Below are 16072 nucleotides of genomic sequence, written 5' to 3'. Positions count from 1 at the left end.
TCACATTAATCCGTTCTCGTCGAGGAACATCTTCGCCACCTGTGCCGGATCGAGACGGTTAATGGCGGAGGCCTCGTTCATCGCTTGGATCGCTTCTAGGGTGAGCAGTGACTGCAGTTCGTCGAGGAACCCAGAGGCATCGTCATCGAGCTCGGCGAAAGTATCGTCCCGGACGAGAGGGACTACGTTCTGAAATCCGAAGATCTTCTTATCGTCATCGAGGACGACCAGATCGCTGCGCAGAAGCTGCGGGTCGGTCGTGAATACGTCCGCGGCGTCGATCTCCCCTCGCTCGATGGCTTGGTAGTTGAGCCCGATGCTCAGCGTTTTGAGCTTCATGTTCTCCAGATCGTAGGTGTCTACGATGCCTTCGTAACCTTGGCCACCAGTGACATTGTCGGGGTAGGTCGAGTAGGTGAAGTCCCCTATCCCTTTGAGATCGGATACCGTGTTCAGATCGTGCTGATCGGCGAAGTCTCGGCGCACAGCGACCGCGTTCTTGTTCTCGAACGGTGTCGCTTGGAGCATCGTCACCTGGTTGTCGTCTGCCCACGTCTGTGCGAGATCGTACGTCTGCTCGGCGGAGTCCATGAGCTTTTCCTCCCCCATGAAGCTGACGACCATGACTCCGGTGTACTCGGGGTAGAGGTCGATCTGGCCTGAGAGCAGGGCGGTACTGATGATGTCGCTGGAGCCGACGTTCGTCTTGAGATCCACGGTGTATCCGAGGTTCCTCAGCCCCTGAGCGTAGAGCTCGCCCATGATCCAGCTCTCGGCGAATCCCTTCGACCCGACGGTGATCGACCTCGTGCTCTTCTTCGCCTCCGGCTGGTCATTGAGCTGGCTGCTGGTGCATGCGCTCAGTGACGCGCCAGTCGCCCCGAGCGCGCCCAGCCCCAATAGCCCTCTGCCGAGCCCGGAGAGCGCCTGTCGTCTGTTGAGATGTACTTGTTGTCCGAATATGTCCATCCCGCCTCAGTTCAGATGGCGAGGAATGCTCGCCGAAGTGGCTCGAGAGTGGAACGGCTTTCCGTCAAGATAGGCGACGAGCTCGTTGGTGACGAGGAAGTTCTCGTCGTCACCGCGCATCGTCGATCGAGTTCGCAGTTCGACGTCCCAACCCGAGTCGGCAGAAGCGGTCGCGGCGGCCCGCGCGTGATTCGCTCCGACTTCCAGAGCCGGGCGTCGGTAGATGATCGTCCTATCACACGTCGCCACCGGAGACAGTGGGTCGTTCTCACTGCGTGAGTAGGAGTCGCGTTCATTGGTGTAGTAGAAGAGTCCGTCGCTGAGGTCGGTCTGCCAATCCTCGGTCACAGTCGTCACCGTGGCGCTGCGCTCAACGAGGTCGCAGCTGAGCTCACGTGTCATCGGTGCGCCGTCGGACTCGATAACCGACACCGGAGGAGTCGGCGCAGTGCCCAGCTGTGCGGTCACCTCGGCGGAGACGCGGGCGTCGCCTTCCTCAGAGGCCACAGTGCGGATAGGCAGTGTCAGCTCGGGGGTCGAGTCCACTGTAATGAATGTGGTCTCCGGCGAGGGCCAGAGGTTGGGCCAGAAGCTCGCGGAGATGCTCAAGCGCAACCGATGCCCGGGAGCGAACCGGTGCGCCGTGGCCAGCAGCGGGAATTCGACGTCGACGGGAGTGCCCGGCGTAAGTGCCTCGGGGTGTTCATGGCTCGAATGATGGGTGAGGTTGAACAGTCCGATCGTGACGAGCCGGGAGCTGCCGTCAGGTGCGACATCGCATAGTCGTGCTGCGATGGCTCCACGGTCGCGGTCGGAGGTGAGCGTTGCCCCCACGGTGGGTGTGCCGACGATCTCCAGCCCGTTCTCGAGCTCCCAGTCGCAGGTGAATGATCGTGCATCGTCGGCGGCTTGGTCTCCAGCCATTCCGGCGGCTTCGCCGAACTGCAGCCAACTTCCTCCTTGGTAGCCCAGCAGCGCAGTGGAATCGAGCGGGGACCGGTCGGCGATGTGTGCTTCGGCGACGGGGAGCACTGTGTCCTCGATTTGCGGACTCGGCCAGGTCGCCTCGGCGATCCATCGACCCGGACGGTGTTCACGGTCCGAGTAGATGGGGGTGCTCTCGGGAACGTAGGCGCGCAGCTGCGGCTGTTCGTCAACACCGTTGTCGATCCCGCTCATCCACTTGTCCCACCACCGGACTGCTTCAGATATGAAGTCGATGCCGGGGCCGGGAGCAGCCTGGTGGGGATAGTTGTGAGCCCAGGGGCCGAGCAGCGCATGGACCGTCGGGGAATCGGGGTCGGTGCTCCTGCGACGATTCGCGTTGTCCAAGAGGCGGAAGAGGGTGGTCCGGTATTCGTCGAGCAATCCGCCGACTGCCAGCACCGGAACCTCAATGGTGTCCGGTGTCTCGCACACCGAAGCGTGTTTCCAGTAGTCATCACGCCGCTGGTGTCCGAGCCAATCCTCGATGTTCACCGGGGCTTCGTCGATGCGTCTCTTCCAATCGTCTTTCCACCCTTCGCCCATGATCGCGGGGTCCTGCGGACGGGCGTTATAGGCCCACATCGTCGAGGCCCAGGAAAGCATCTGGTCACCGACGATGGTTCCGCCGTTGTAGTGGACGTCGTCGGCATAGCGGTCATCGGTGGAGCAGATGGTGATGACGGCGGCGAGTTCCGGTGGCTGAAGTGCGGCAAGCTGAAGACCGTTGAATCCGCCCCACGACTTGCCGATGACACCGACTTTGCCGTTGCACCAGTCCTGCGCCGCGATCCACTTAAGTACCTGCAGTCCGTCGTCGAGTTCTGTCGCCGAGTACTCATCGGTCATGACACCGGTCGAATCACCACAGCCGCGCAGATCGACACGGACGCTGGCGTAACCGGCGCGGGCGAACTCGGGGTGGATCGTGTCATCGCGACCGGCGGTCATGTCGTTCTTGCGGTAGGGAATGTACTCAAGAACAGCGGGAACAGCATCATCACCGAGATCTTCGGGCAACCAGACTCGAGCCGCGAGTTCGACCCCATCACTCAGCGCGATGCGTGTGTGTTTGATGATTCGAACCGGTCGAGGATCTTCGCGGTAACGATCGGCCGGGGCGAGCAATTCGGTTTGGGTGTCGTCGGGAAGTGCAGAGTTCTCAGTATTCGATGACATGGCATGCCAGTGTAGTGACGCTACTGCACCGCTGTTCAGTTAGCTCAAAGGCTGAGATGTAGCTAACAGCACTCCCACCAATAATGGCGGTGAAACATAGCAGCCGTTAGCTCGACCCACAACGACTATTCCGGAGTGCGTCCCTCATCCCGTGCGAGACGCGTCCTGTCTCCTATTCCCCGGCGAGGAAACGGATGCCTCGCAACAGTGGCCGCTAGATTTCCATCATTTTCCTCGAGCCTGGAATACGCCCACCTTTGAACCACGCCCGCGGGTGAGATCGGTACATGATCCGATCTCACCCGCGGCTATTATTAGGACCACTACCGTGTGACCCGACAGAGGAAGTGGGACTGCCATGGCCAAGCTGACGAAGATGGTCTCTGCCATCGGTTCTCTCAAGGACCTCAACGCCGCCCGTGCGGAGTTCGATGACGCGTCGAAGACCATCCCCGCCGAGGCGGCCTTCCCGCCCGCAGACATCCGCCCAGCCGCGGATGATTCCCGCACCCTGATGCTCCGGGTGACGAATCCCGGAAAGCTCGCCGAGGCGGCCCCGCAGCCATCGAGTCAAGGTGACATCTTCGCGGTCATCCACGTTCCCGCCGGCGATGACTTCGCGGTAGCTCTCGTTCTCAACCCCTCCACTCAGATCGAGGCCGGTCAGACATTCGGCACCATTGCCGACGAGGGCGGGTGGCCGGTGGTCGTGGCCATGGTTGAGGAGTTCCTCGGCATCCGCATCGATCACATCGCACAGCTGGAAACAGACGCGCTCGGGCGGGTCATCGACGAGCTCGGTGGTCTGCAGGTCTACAGTCGCGCTGCGTTCAGCGCTGGCGGTACCGACTTCGTCGAGGGGACGAACAATCTCGATGGTGCAACCACGTCGGTCTTCACCTCAGCTGACCCGGTCGATGATGCCGGCCAGACGCGAACCCGTAATCAGCGTGCGGTCGTGCGCGCGCTCGTACAGGGACTCAAGTCAGGCGGGTTGGTCAAGGATCCGAACAAGGGCGCAGCCGTGCTTGGACATTTCGCGTCCGGCATTCAGCACAACGCCGAGCTGTCTACGGGAGAACTGGTCAAGATCACCAACCGCCTCCGCACTCTGCAGACGGACGACATTGCGGTCGTCACCGTGCCCACGAAGTCGCGTCGCGAGGAAGATGGCACAGTCATCATCGATTTCGACCCCGAGGCGGTGCCAGCACTCAAGAACGCTTTGGCCAGCAACGACCTCGCAGACTTCTTCCGGTACCTCGTCTCGTTGGGATATTAAGAGAGTACTTCGATCTATCCACGCAGAGACTCCCCTGGCAGCGCCGCCGCACTGGTCGTCGCATAACCAAGGTCTAGGGATCCTCGTCGCTCCCAATATTCAGTTGCAGAATCCAAGAGAGTGATGAAGCAGCGAGATGCTCTGGACCATGACTCGGTAGTCACCGTGCGCAGAGACCGGACGCCCAGACTGACTCGGTCGCCTGGCCGAAGCCCGTACACGGCCCAGTAGCTGGTGTCCGAGTCGAATCCGATCTTGTGAGCGACAAGAGTCTGACCATTCACCTCGACCTCAAAGCGCATATAGTCAGTGCCTCTTGAGTTGACGTAGTTGCTGCGCAGCCTGAAGGTGAGAACGCTCGAGCTCTCGTCCGACCATGTCATTTCTCGTCTGGCGAACGCTCCGACTGAGAGCTTTTCGGCTGGAATCTTGATTTCGCCCCGCGGGCAGTCGACCGTGTGATTGTTGGCTTCCATCGACAGTGGCCCCGCCGACAGCGGATGGTCCTGGTTGTCGCGGGCTCGTCCGATCCAGGGTGGAGCCGCGGCTGCTTGTGACTTGGCTTCCGTGAGCGACTTTCGGAGAACAGTGCTCTGCTTGTAGAGGTTGTTCCTGTTGTTGATTCCAGGAAAATTGAGCTCGGGCCAGTTGCGATCGATGAGCTCAGTGAACACGATTCCAGACCGTCGTTCATCCTCAGGCCCGGCCAGACCCAGCTCGACAATGGCTCGCATATTCATCGGTGAGATCGAATCAAAGGCTGCATCAGTTTCGTTATAGATCTCCGCTAGCCACCTCCCCATCCGCACTTCCCAATAGAAGAAATCCGACGCGACGTAATCAAACAACTTATCGGTATACCCAAATTCCTGCAGTGTGTCGTCCAGCTTTGCCTCGTAGTCGCTCATTGCGGATGGGCCGATCTTGAGAGTTTTAAGCCGCGACGTCATCAGACTTTTTACCAAGTCAATCGGGTCTCGATGTTTCGTCGACCCGAAGTAGGAGCGAATGGTCTCTTGGGTATTGCCACGAAGATGCAGCCCGGCCTTGTTTCCGAAGTGCTCGACGTAGCGGGCGACGAGCCAGCGGCCATGTTTCACGAGGGAATTCTTGTCGGCGACAGCATTGTCCACGCCCGTCATCTTCGCACCCTCACCATGAACGATCGGTACGTGTTTGATACCAGCTATGTCGAGGACCTGCCGCGAGATGTCTCGGTCCATCATCATAGCTTCGGCCCAGTGGTTGGTACCACTGTTGGTGAAGTAGGTAAAGGCGTGCACTTTATCTTTAAAGTTTCGAGTAACCGCAAGTACAGCCCGCGAATCGAGTCCTCCCGATAACGAGACGATAAATCGATCTGTCACCTGCGAAAACGCAGCAACCTGCGCATTCCATAAGCGGTCGATTTCAGAAATTCTTTCTTCAAGGCTCAGCTCCGCGTAACGGTTTCCCGCTCTTGGAAAATACCGATACGTGCGGCGGCTTTCGAGTTCAAGAACGTGGTTTGGCAGGAGCGCTTGAATATTCGAGTACGGGGTATCATCCCACGCAAACGACAGTGGCAGAGCCGCCCACGATCGATCTTGTTTCAGCTCCTCTGGGCCGCGTCGCACAGCCCCTGAAAATGAGGCTAGCAGGTGAGCATGCGAAGAAACGGCTTGTCGGGTGACATCGTAATATACGGTGCGAGTCCCATGCGCGTCGTTGAACACACGGTACAGACCGTCCGCCTGAACGATTATCATGTAGCGTCCGCCGAGATAGTCCAGCGAATCAAGGAAACGCTCCTGCCCGTCTGCCAACGCCGCGTGGAGAATTTCGGCGATTGACTTCAAGTCGGCTGTTGCTTCAGCGTCCGCCCCAGCAGGAGGCACGTAGGCAGCCATGCCGTAGATCAGAACTGAACATGCGTCAGAGCCAGCTACTGCAGGTACACGTTCCTCATCAAACCAGACAGACAGATCGAAAAAATCGACCTTGCGAAAGTGCGCAGGTGGCCCATCCCACTCAGAGGCTTCTTCAGACTTCTCATAGGCAAGAAGTCCCCGTGGATACAAAGATATAACAGATGACATGTTCATATTGTAGTTTTATCATCAGGGGTGAAGCGACGGAACTTCTGCAAACTTGCCGCTCATCTAGGTAAGTTCATCTAACATTGAGAACTCCCAAGCACCAGGAGCTAATGCATCTATCCCGCGTCTTGCATCATAGCACCGGCAACCCATGCTGGTTTGTCACATCTGGTTTACAGGACCACGAACTGCCACATTGCACTCTCGTCAACAGCAACACAGCCACCCGTGCGAATGGGAACAAATGAGCATGTCCAGCCGTTCATTGTTTGGATCACGTCCGGCCTGCATCGGCGACCAGAAATCCCGGTCTACACGCATAACCAGACAGGTCGGACAGTTTTTGGTCGAGGTAACGGTCGGTGGTTCGAATCGGAATCCTATTAGTTGCCAACTACTTAGCGACCAAGCCTCGTATACTTTCGGCGATTGATTGATAATCGGCGTGGCGATAGTGGAAGGGTTGCGGTCCCCACTTATGCTGCCTGTCGATCCGAAGCTCTCTACTCTCTCTGACCACCGATAAGGCTGTCATGGTGCGCGCCTCTTGACGGTACCTTAAGTAGTCCCGATTGGCAGACATCGCCCGATCTGCAAACTCTTCGGCTTCAGTCGGCTTAATACTGTTCAGGCTCTGCCAAGCGTCTGCCAGGCCTCGACCTCTTGACAGTTCTCGGCCGGCTTCACGAGATCCGCGCTGTAGGCGTCTCCATTGGCGGCCGAGGACAGCGAAACTGTCGTTGCGAGGGTGCTGAGCTCCGTCGACTGCGCTTGCCCACTCGATATCGAGAAGGATGGTCTTGTCCCATAGACCGGCCGCTTCGAGTTCTTTTGTGAGCATTGCGAAACCTGTTTTCCAACGTGAGAAGTGCTCATCTGTGCCGAACTCGATCAGCCGTGCCCCGTTACGACGTGCTTCGCGAGCAGCGCCACACGACTCGACTTCGATGGAGTTCGTCATCGTGGACCCATCTGGAAATTTCCAAAATCCCCGCCGCTCATCAACAAGGTCGAGGAGGACGACATCAAGATCCTTAGCGCTCTTAATGATTCGGGTAATACCGCTACCTTTAAGATCGCCTGTGACCATTCGTCTCTGAAAGGGCGAGGTCAGATCACTGAGGTCAATGTCCTCGGTCCCATGTGCAGACGCCAAGCTCGTCACCGAGTGCCTGGCTACATAGGTGACGACCTCTGCCTCAGGCATGAACTCCGCAGTATCACGGCTCACGCACGAGCCGAAGATCGCGATCTTCATCGACTCAGATCCTGCTGGACGATAGAAGCATCATCTTCCTGTCGAAGTCGCTGTCGCTCCTCGTATCGCTCATCAGCGATCTTGCGTGCGCGAGAGGCGAGGCGGCGCCCGGTGAAGTCATCCGCGGCCGCAACTGCTGAGGCCCGGTCGTTCGGGTTCTCCGCCCGCAACACAACTCGCTTCTTGCTGGGATTCAGTCGCAGCGGCGGCGCATCAGTGATCCGCGGTGCGCTCACTGCCTGAGAAGCAGGTTTGGGCAACGACGGGAATTTGGCTTTCGTCAACTCAGTTTGGAACGAATTCGGCCAGACCTGTTCTTCGGCAGAGGCCAGCATCGGAGTCGAAGTCTCCTCGACTTCTTCAACCGCATTTTGCCCCTTGACATGACGTGCTGCCGCTTTCTTTGCTTTCGTCGGACGCGCAGCATGCCGAGGGATCGGGTTCTTGATGAGTTCGGGCTCGAGGATGTTGATCTCCTCTTTGACCGCGTTGCTCACGACATCGGCGAGGAGCTTGTCGGCGATGTCTTCCTTCCCTTTAGCCACGTTCCAAGCCCACCACCGGTATTTTTCCGCGACTGCCTCGGCGGGCCCGTTCATGAGAATCTCGCCTCGGTGCATCCACACTGCACGTGTACACAATTCCTGGATCACTTTGGCCGCATGGTTGACCAGCAACAATGTGCCCGCCTCCGCAAGCAATTCGTCCATCGCTCGCTCGCTGCGTTCGGCGAAGGTAGCGTCACCAGTCGAAAGTGCCTCGTCGATCAGCAGAATCTTCGGCCGAGCAGCCAGCGCAATGGCGAATCGCAATCTGGCGCCCATTCCCGAGGAGTAGGTGCCCATCGGACGATGGATCGCCGCACCCAGGGCCGAGAGTTCGACTACGTAATCGAAAGCGTCTGCGGCCTCTTCAGGAGAGAGACCCATCGCTAGACAGCCAAGGCGGACGTTTTCGCTACCGGACAGCGAAGGTTGTAACGCGGCGCTCACACCGAGCAGGAGAGGCTGGTAACGAACGAGTATCCGACCTCGGTCTGGTTGTTCCACTCCGGCAACGTTGCGCAGGAAGGTCGACTTTCCGGATCCGTTTGCACCGACAATACCGACCATCTCCCCCTCACGGGCAACGAAGTTGACCCCGCGAAGGGCACGTACGGTGGTTTGCCCCTGCCTGCCAACGACAGCATCCGTCAGTCGTCGCACCCCTTTAGCACGGGTGCTCGGATCATTAGTATTGACCGTGTAGCGGACCTGAACATTCTCCGCAATGATATTGGGTTCATGGAGCTCAGATTCGTCCATAGTTCTCCTCCCCTCGCCAGAAGAACCAGAACCCAACAATAAGCAGACCGATTGCCCACACGGTGCCGACGATCCACATCCTCGGAGCCGTGTCGACTCCGTAGAGCAGAGAATTGCGCACCAGGGTCAGGTATGCATTCATCGGGTTGTACTGCATGGCTTCCAAGAGTGCCGGGTGATTCTTTAGACGATCTTCAACGGAGAAGAACACACCCGAGCCGTAAAGCCAGAACCGGCTGACAATCGACATGAAATTCGTGAGATCTGGAATCTTGTGGCCGAGTCGTGCAAGAAAACAAGCGAGACCGACGTTGAAGAGAGTCTGCAGAATAATGACTGGGATGACGAGAACGACTCGCCAAGTGATCACTTCGAGAGGGGGCACGACCGCAAGCACTATGATCATGACGAGCAAAGTCGGCATGAAATCAAGGAAATTGCGAACAACGATTGAGATCGGCAAAGCAGCTCGAGGAAACTGAAAGCCCTTGATCATTGAGGCTCCGGAACGGATCGCCCCCGTGCCGCCGGTCATACATCTGCCTGTATATCCAAAGAAGAACACTCCGACGACGAGGAACCCGAGGAAGTTTGGAACACCTCGGGAAGTCTGCAGGATGAATCCGAAGATGAACCAGAAAGCCAGCACTGAAAGGAGGGGGTTAAGAAACAGCCAGCCATAGCCGAGTAGGTTCTTCCTCGTAGAGCTCGACATCTTGGCTCGGGACTCGGCGATGATGAAGTGACGGCGGTTCCACAGCGCGGCGAGGTAGCGGCTCAGGCTCGTCCGTCGCCCGACGGGCACGAGACCTTCACTCGACACAGACGGGATCGAACTCAGCCCTAGGGGGTTCTTCGTCTCACTCATCGCACATCACTCCCCACGAGTTGAGAATAGACCTGCCCATATCGTCGTCCGATATCCTTCCATCTGCGTGTTGCAAGAACATGTGCACGTCCATTGTCTCCGAATCTTGTCCTTGCCATGTCATCAGAGGCGAGTTCGGACAACAGTTCCGCAAGTTTCTGTGGGTTCTCCGGCGGCGTGGACAATCCTGCACTCTCGGGAACCAATTCACGCAGTGCCGGCAAGTCCGAAATGATGACGGGCCGCGCAAGGCCCATCGCTTCGATTGGTTTGATCGGAGTGACCAATCGACAGACCGGCTCATTCTTACGCGGCACGACGATAGCATCAAGCGCGAGTTGGTACTCAATTGCTTGAACTTGAGAGACCCGTCCGGTAAAGACCGCGTTCCTGCCCAGGACGGCTGCGCGTTCCCGCAGTTCCGGCAGGGCGACGCCGTCGCCTGCGATGAGGAGGCGCAGGTCGGTGCCCTGATCGCGAGCAGAAACGACGGCATCGACGAGGTCGTCGAGGCCCTCATAGCCGACGATCGAAGCGGCGGTGCCGACCCAGACGCCGTCCTCAGGCAGACCAAGGCTCGTTCGGGTCTCGGCCGGCGAACGGCTTAAATCGGTGTTGACCACTGTTTCAGAGACAGAGTTCGGGATGAGAGTGATCGAGTTTGCCGGGACTCCCCCAGCGATGAGATGCTGACGCATCGTCTCGCCGAGAGTGATTACAGCGTTGGCAGCCGACGCGACTTCGATCTCCTTCGACCGCATCATCGCGAAGCGCTGGCTCTCTCGACGCGCGGTCCGTTCTGCGTTAGTGCTACCAGCAGCGGCCCATGTCTCCTCAAGAACTCCGCGGACCTCATAGATCCAAGGCAAGCCAGTGGCTCTGGCTGCAGCCCCAGTGGCCAGGCCGTTGACATAGTGAGTGGTGGTGTGAAGGAGGTCGACTTGGCGTTCGAGAGCTTGGTCCGCGATCCAAGCGGCCTGATCCTTGAGACGCGCGGTCGGTGTGGTGGCCGGGATGAGCGGCACGTGCCGCAGGTACTCTATTTCGTCGACGGATTCAACGGTGTCTTGGCTGAGACGCCCAATTGTCACCGGGTAGGAAGGGCGAGTAACGGCCGCAACCTGATGCCCAGCGGCTTTGAGAGTGGAGAGGATGAGGTGGCTACGGTAAGCGTAGCCCGATCGGGTATGGGGCAATGAGTTCGTCAGCACATGCAGGGAGGCAACACCACCAAACCCTAAACGGTTTGCGGGACGAGCAATGAGGTCAGCATCGGTGTCGGGCCACCAGCCGGGAGACATGGACTTTCGCTCCGCGGAGAGACGTAGCCTGCGTTTGCCGTTTGGGAGTACTCTGATCGCCTCGTCGAGTTTTCCTCGTGTCCAGAGAATGCGGGACCGAAGTGGCGCGGCGGACTGGAGCGAGTCCGCGATGCGATCAGCAGCGTCCAGCATGCCGAGGTTCAGCGCGATCTCTCCGAGCAGTCGAGATGGTTGCTCCGCTTCAGCTGTTTCGATAATTATCCTGGCGCGGCTCTCCTGCCCGAGCAGCCACGCCGAGGCGGCGCCCGTTGCGGCACCGGGAACTCTTCCGAGCAGACGGCCGACGGTCCGAGACGCGGATTTCGGGAGCCTGCGCGCCAGCTGCATAGAGAAGAACACACGGTCTTCATCTAAATGGCCCACAGTCGTGACGACCGCATTGCCGATCTGTCTGGCAAGGAACGTCAAGTTCATGTCTGCACCTGCTCAAGGATTCTGTCGTATTCGGCGCCCATGACGTCTACGCAGGCATGGTCGACCACCCACCGATGTCCGGCAGCGTCCGGTCGATCGAGACCCTGCACCAGTGCTTGCAACGCGGTAACTATCGAATCCACGTCTCCGGGATGAGCGACGACCCCTGCTCGGTTCTCGCTGATGATCTCGGCCGCTTCCCCAGCCACAACCCCGAGAATCGGCACTCGTCGGGCCATTAGGGAGTAGAGCTTCGATGGAACAGTCAGCGAATGCGCAGGAACATCACCGAGGCTCACAAGCCCCGCATCGGCCCATCCCCAATGCGCGGCGAGTGCGTGGCCGGTTGTCTGCTCGAAAAACTCGACCGGAGCTCCGAGTGTTCCAGCGAGTGCCTGGAGTTTAAGCCTGTCGGCACCGTCGCCGACGATTCGGATCTTGATTCCAGGCACTTTGGAAGCCGCGGTGATTACCGAGGCGAGATCCTGTGATCGGCCGACTGTTCCGACGTAGAGAAGTTTCGTGTCGCTCTCATCGGCCGCGCCCGTATGAGGCCTCTGGTCGATCTCTGATTGCGCAACACCGCTGCGGACGACTTCGGCCTTGATCCCTCGTCGTTCGAGGAGGTAGCGGAAGCTCTCAGTCGTCACGACTACCGCAGATGCTCTTCGTTGGACGATGGTCAGCAACCCGGGAAGGACTTTGTCCTCGAGATACGAGGTAGCGGCCAGCGGAAGATACCTTCCGACGGCGTTCGTCACCAGCGACAGGTCGCTGATCAGATCGGGCCAAACGTCTCGCACTTCCGCAATATGTGGAATGCGCAATCTGCGGGCGACAATGTCTCCAGCAAAAAGGAACGGCAACGCCGGTGTAGTGGAAATGACAACATCAGGTGTGTGAGAGTTTCGCATTCGGCGGATGATCGCGTTTACGGCCCCAACCGAGGCGACACCTTGATCGAGAAGCTGCCGACCGATCGATGACCCGCTATGCAGGTAGGGCACACGTAGTATCCGCTCCCCCAGTTCACCCGTCTCCCACGTTCCACCGAGTTTCGCTTCAACCCTTGTCCGCATACGCCCAACCTGGGAACCGAAAAACTCATCACGTCGCGTGTGGGGATAGTGCGGGTGAGGTGCTGCGACGATGACCTGGTGTCCTTGGCCGATGAAATGACTGACGAGCGTCGCCCACCGCCTTTGCGGAGCGCCGACCTCAGGCCAGTAATAGTGGCTGAGCAGGAGGATCCTCATACGTTAGCTGCCGCCTTCAGCGCGCGTTTCCGCAGCCAAAGCGGCAACAGCGCGTAGAGGGCGAGCAATCCGACCCAGAACACATGGGCCGGGTACGTCGTCGCCGTATTTCCGCTGATGAGGGTCGGAATGGCCATAATGCAGGCAAGGACGCTCAGCGCGGCGTGGAAAAGCGAAACAGAGCTGTGCGGCCACCCCGCTTGCTGAATCCGCTGGTAGATGTGTTCACGGTGAGGCAAGAGTATGTTCTCTCCCCGGAAGAGTCGCATAACCATAGTGAGTCCGACGTCGAAGAAGACGAAGATCATCGGGGCGATGATGACGACGATCGGTACTCCCTGAACGAAGAGCCATACCGCAAGAGCGAAGACGGCCGCTCCGATTCCGTAACTGCCCGTGTCTCCGAGGAACGCCTTGGCCCTACCGAGGTTGAACGGGAGGAAACCGACAGCAGCACCAGCCAGCGCCAGAGCGAGCAGAGCGATATCGTTCTCACCCGTCCAGGAGCCGACGAAGGCGAACCATCCGGCCGTGACGATGGTCCATTCGGTGACATAGCCATTGAGCCCGTCGACGAAGTTCACGGCGTTGACCGTGGTCACTCCGATGACGGCGAAGGCGATGACGTGGGCGATTCCCTGAGTGGAGAACATGGCGATGATCGCGCTGAACAGCAGAGCCAGGATGACCTGTCCGATCAGTCGCCCGGCAGGGCGCAGGGAGTCGAGGTCGTCGCTCATCCCGATGGCCGAATAGCACCAGGTGAGGACCAGGAAACCGATCGGCAGGAGGACGCCGCCGAGGCCGAAGACCCCGTCTTCGCTGACGCTCCAGACCATGGCGAGAATCGTGGCCACGGTGATGCCGCAGCCGATGGCGATCCCCCCGCCGCGTACGGTCGACAGCGTATGTGAAGAGCGATGAGAGGGGACATCGACGACCCCCGCTCGACGCAGCAAGGGGAAGGCGATGAGGGCGCTGAGAGCCGTGACCACCGCGGCCACAACCAGGATCACCAGCGACTGCAGAGCCATCAGAGGCCGACTCCGGTGTCATGAGGATCTGCTCCCGGCTCGGAGGCTTTTGATGACGTCGCTGCCGGTTCGATGGCCGCCGTCGCGTCATCGGTGACCGGGACTGCCTCGGAGTCGAGGAGGCTCGTCAAGCGCTCCTCGAGGACCGATCGGTGAGTGAAGACCTGCGGGTCACGAGACTCGGCGACCAGGGCACCGAGCTTCTCCAGATCGATCGGAGCGATCGGCACTTGAGTGATCAGCGGATGATTGGGGCGGCTGTCGACCTCCCCCGGCGACAGAAGAGCTTCAGTCAGCTTCTCCCCCTGGCGCAGACCCGTGTAGACAATCTGCGCATCACTGCGGCCCGACAGTGCGATCACGCGCTTGGCGAGGTCAGCGATGCGGATCGGTTCGCCCATGTCGAGGACCAAGGTTTCTCCGGGACCGCCGATCGCCGCTGCCTGCAGAACGAGCTCACATGCTTCATCGGCAGTCATGAAGTAGCGAGTGACCTCGGGGTCGGTGACGGTGACGGGATCGCCGGCCGCCACCTGTGCCACAAAGGTTTCGAGCACGGACCCTCGGGAACCGAGCACATTGCCGAATCGCACTGACATATAACGCCGTCCGGTTGCTCCAGCCACAGAGGCGATCGCCCGCTCGATGGAGAACTTCGTCCGCCCCAGCACAGAGGTCGCCCCGGCGGCCTTGTCAGTGGAGATGTGGACGAAGGAATCGACGTCGTGAGTCACCGCCGCGTTGAGCAGGTCGAGGCTGGCACCGACGTTCGTGCGCACTGCCTGCTCAGGGAAGCGTTCGAGGAAAGTCAGGTGTTTGAGTGCCGCGGCGTGGAAGATGATGTCCGGCTTCGCCTCGGCGACGAGGGCATCGATGAAAGCTGGATCCCGCAGATCTCCGAGGACGAGGTCATCACTGGTCAGAAGGGCTGAACCCTCAAGACCGAGCTCGGTGGCGTGCAGGCCGGACTCGTCCCGGTCGGTCATGATGAGTCGGGCCGGGTCGAACCGGGCGACCTGACGGCACAGCTGTGAGCCGATTGAGCCGCCCGCCCCGGTGACGAGGACGACCTTGCCGGTGATCGCCGAGGCGATGTCGTCGATATTCGTCGAGATCGGTTTGCGTCCGATGAGATCTTCGAGGCTGACGTCGCGGAAGCTTCGGTGACGCAGGTCGGCGACGTCATGGGCGTCCGGTTCGGGGCGCGCCAGCGCGGAGTCCGAGAGCTTCGGCATGATCTTGATCTCAACCGGCCGGGATTCGAGATTCGAAGCGATGCGGGAGAGATCTTCGGGAGGCAGGTCAGAGATTGCAATGATGACTGCCCCGGCGCCGGTGCGATCGACATGGGCTGCGATGTCGGAGATCGGTCCGAGCACGCGAATTCCGTTGTAGCGCAGATGCCGTTTGGCGGGGTCGTCATCGAGGATGCCGACAGCGACGAATTCGTTGTGCGAGTCCTGAGCGATCATATCGAGGGCGAGCATGCCCTGGTCCCCAGCGCCGACAACGATCGTGGGCCGAGAAGCGCCGGACGTGCTGAGGCTGCGTTGCCTCATGTTGCGACGAATCCAGTTCTCGAGGCTCTTGACCACCACCATGAGCGCACCCGCCGTGATGGGGACACTGGTCGGGATGAGCAGTTGGCTGGCGAGCGCGAATTCGGCCACCCACATGATGCCGACGCCCAAAGCGACCGTTCCGACGATGGCAGCGAACTGATCGGTTGAGCCGCGTCTGTAGCGTCCGCGGTAGATCGCCAGGGGCCCGCCGATGAGGAAGACGATCAGGCCGATCGCCGAACAGACGAACATGCCCAATGCATTGACGAGCTCAGTGTGGAAGTCGTATCGCACAAGCGTCATCGCTACGACGAGGAACGCGAAGACGAGACCGTCGATGAGTGACAACGCCATGGCTCTGCCGTGCCGCCTCATAGGGGTCCGTGAGGGGATGGGGTCAGACTTGCTTCCCACGGTCCTCTTTTCATTCTGGTTTCCCCGTCCGACTTCGCGAAGCCGCTTGCAACTTTCCGATTGTACTATTGGCGTTAACAGGTTTCACACATAAATGACGTTGTGAACTTTGAGCGTCGACAGCCGTCGCCTGACTTCGATTCACTTC

General features: G+C 59.5%; 11 protein-coding genes. 1 reads left to right on the top strand and 10 read right to left on the bottom strand.

The window, feature by feature from the left end; translation table 11 throughout:
- Entirely contained in the window at positions 1 to 969 is a 969-nt protein-coding gene (locus AC239G_RS03055; protein ID WP_487489773.1) for an ABC transporter substrate-binding protein, read from the bottom strand.
- Between the two features lie 6 nt (positions 970 to 975).
- Positions 976 to 3132, bottom strand: a complete 2157-nt coding sequence (locus AC239G_RS03050) for a CocE/NonD family hydrolase (RefSeq protein ID WP_487489772.1) — start codon at positions 3130 to 3132, stop codon at positions 976 to 978.
- A 358-nt stretch (positions 3133 to 3490) separates the two neighbouring features.
- On the opposite strand from AC239G_RS03050, the gene AC239G_RS03045 reads away from it, so the two are divergent.
- Positions 3491 to 4414: an LCP family protein gene (locus AC239G_RS03045; RefSeq protein WP_487489771.1), complete on the top strand. Its 924-nt coding sequence runs from the start codon at positions 3491 to 3493 to the stop codon at positions 4412 to 4414.
- Positions 4415 to 4428: 14 nt separating this feature from the next.
- Here the strand turns inward: AC239G_RS03045 and AC239G_RS03040 are convergent, their stop codons facing one another.
- From AC239G_RS03040 to AC239G_RS03005, 8 genes are all read right to left on the bottom strand, one after another.
- Positions 4429 to 6492, bottom strand: coding sequence for a hypothetical protein (locus tag AC239G_RS03040; RefSeq protein WP_487489770.1), 2064 nt, complete (start codon positions 6490 to 6492; stop codon positions 4429 to 4431).
- 394 nt (positions 6493 to 6886) lie between these two features.
- Positions 6887 to 7750 carry a DUF6270 domain-containing protein gene (locus AC239G_RS03035; RefSeq protein WP_376905544.1) on the bottom strand — a complete coding sequence of 288 codons (864 nt, stop codon included), beginning with the start codon at positions 7748 to 7750 and terminating at the stop codon, positions 6887 to 6889.
- Positions 7747 to 9054, bottom strand: a complete 1308-nt coding sequence (locus AC239G_RS03030; protein WP_376905545.1) for an ABC transporter ATP-binding protein — start codon at positions 9052 to 9054, stop codon at positions 7747 to 7749. Before AC239G_RS03030 ends, AC239G_RS03035 begins: the two co-directional genes overlap by 4 nt.
- On the bottom strand, positions 9041 to 9922 hold the full coding sequence (locus AC239G_RS03025; protein ID WP_487489769.1) for an ABC transporter permease: 882 nt from the start codon (positions 9920 to 9922) through the stop codon (positions 9041 to 9043). Before AC239G_RS03025 ends, AC239G_RS03030 begins: the two co-directional genes overlap by 14 nt.
- Positions 9919 to 11658 carry a glycosyltransferase family 4 protein gene (locus tag AC239G_RS03020; RefSeq protein ID WP_487489768.1) on the bottom strand — a complete coding sequence of 580 codons (1740 nt, stop codon included), beginning with the start codon at positions 11656 to 11658 and terminating at the stop codon, positions 9919 to 9921. The genes AC239G_RS03025 and AC239G_RS03020 overlap by 4 nt, the downstream gene beginning before the upstream one ends.
- Positions 11655 to 12914, bottom strand: coding sequence for a glycosyltransferase family 4 protein (locus tag AC239G_RS03015; RefSeq protein WP_376905548.1), 1260 nt, complete (start codon positions 12912 to 12914; stop codon positions 11655 to 11657). Before AC239G_RS03015 ends, AC239G_RS03020 begins: the two co-directional genes overlap by 4 nt.
- Positions 12911 to 13948, bottom strand: a complete 1038-nt coding sequence (locus AC239G_RS03010) for an MraY family glycosyltransferase (protein ID WP_487489767.1) — start codon at positions 13946 to 13948, stop codon at positions 12911 to 12913. Before AC239G_RS03010 ends, AC239G_RS03015 begins: the two co-directional genes overlap by 4 nt.
- A complete protein-coding gene (locus tag AC239G_RS03005; protein ID WP_376905551.1) occupies positions 13948 to 15864 on the bottom strand; it encodes a polysaccharide biosynthesis protein in 1917 nt (638 codons plus the stop codon). The genes AC239G_RS03010 and AC239G_RS03005 overlap by 1 nt, the downstream gene beginning before the upstream one ends.
- Positions 15865 to 16072: the final 208 nt, after the last annotated feature.

Source organism: Brevibacterium sp. Lmc1, assembly GCF_057654315.1.
Note: the sequence above shows the minus strand (reverse complement) of the source record. Positions and strands in the feature narration are given on the sequence as shown.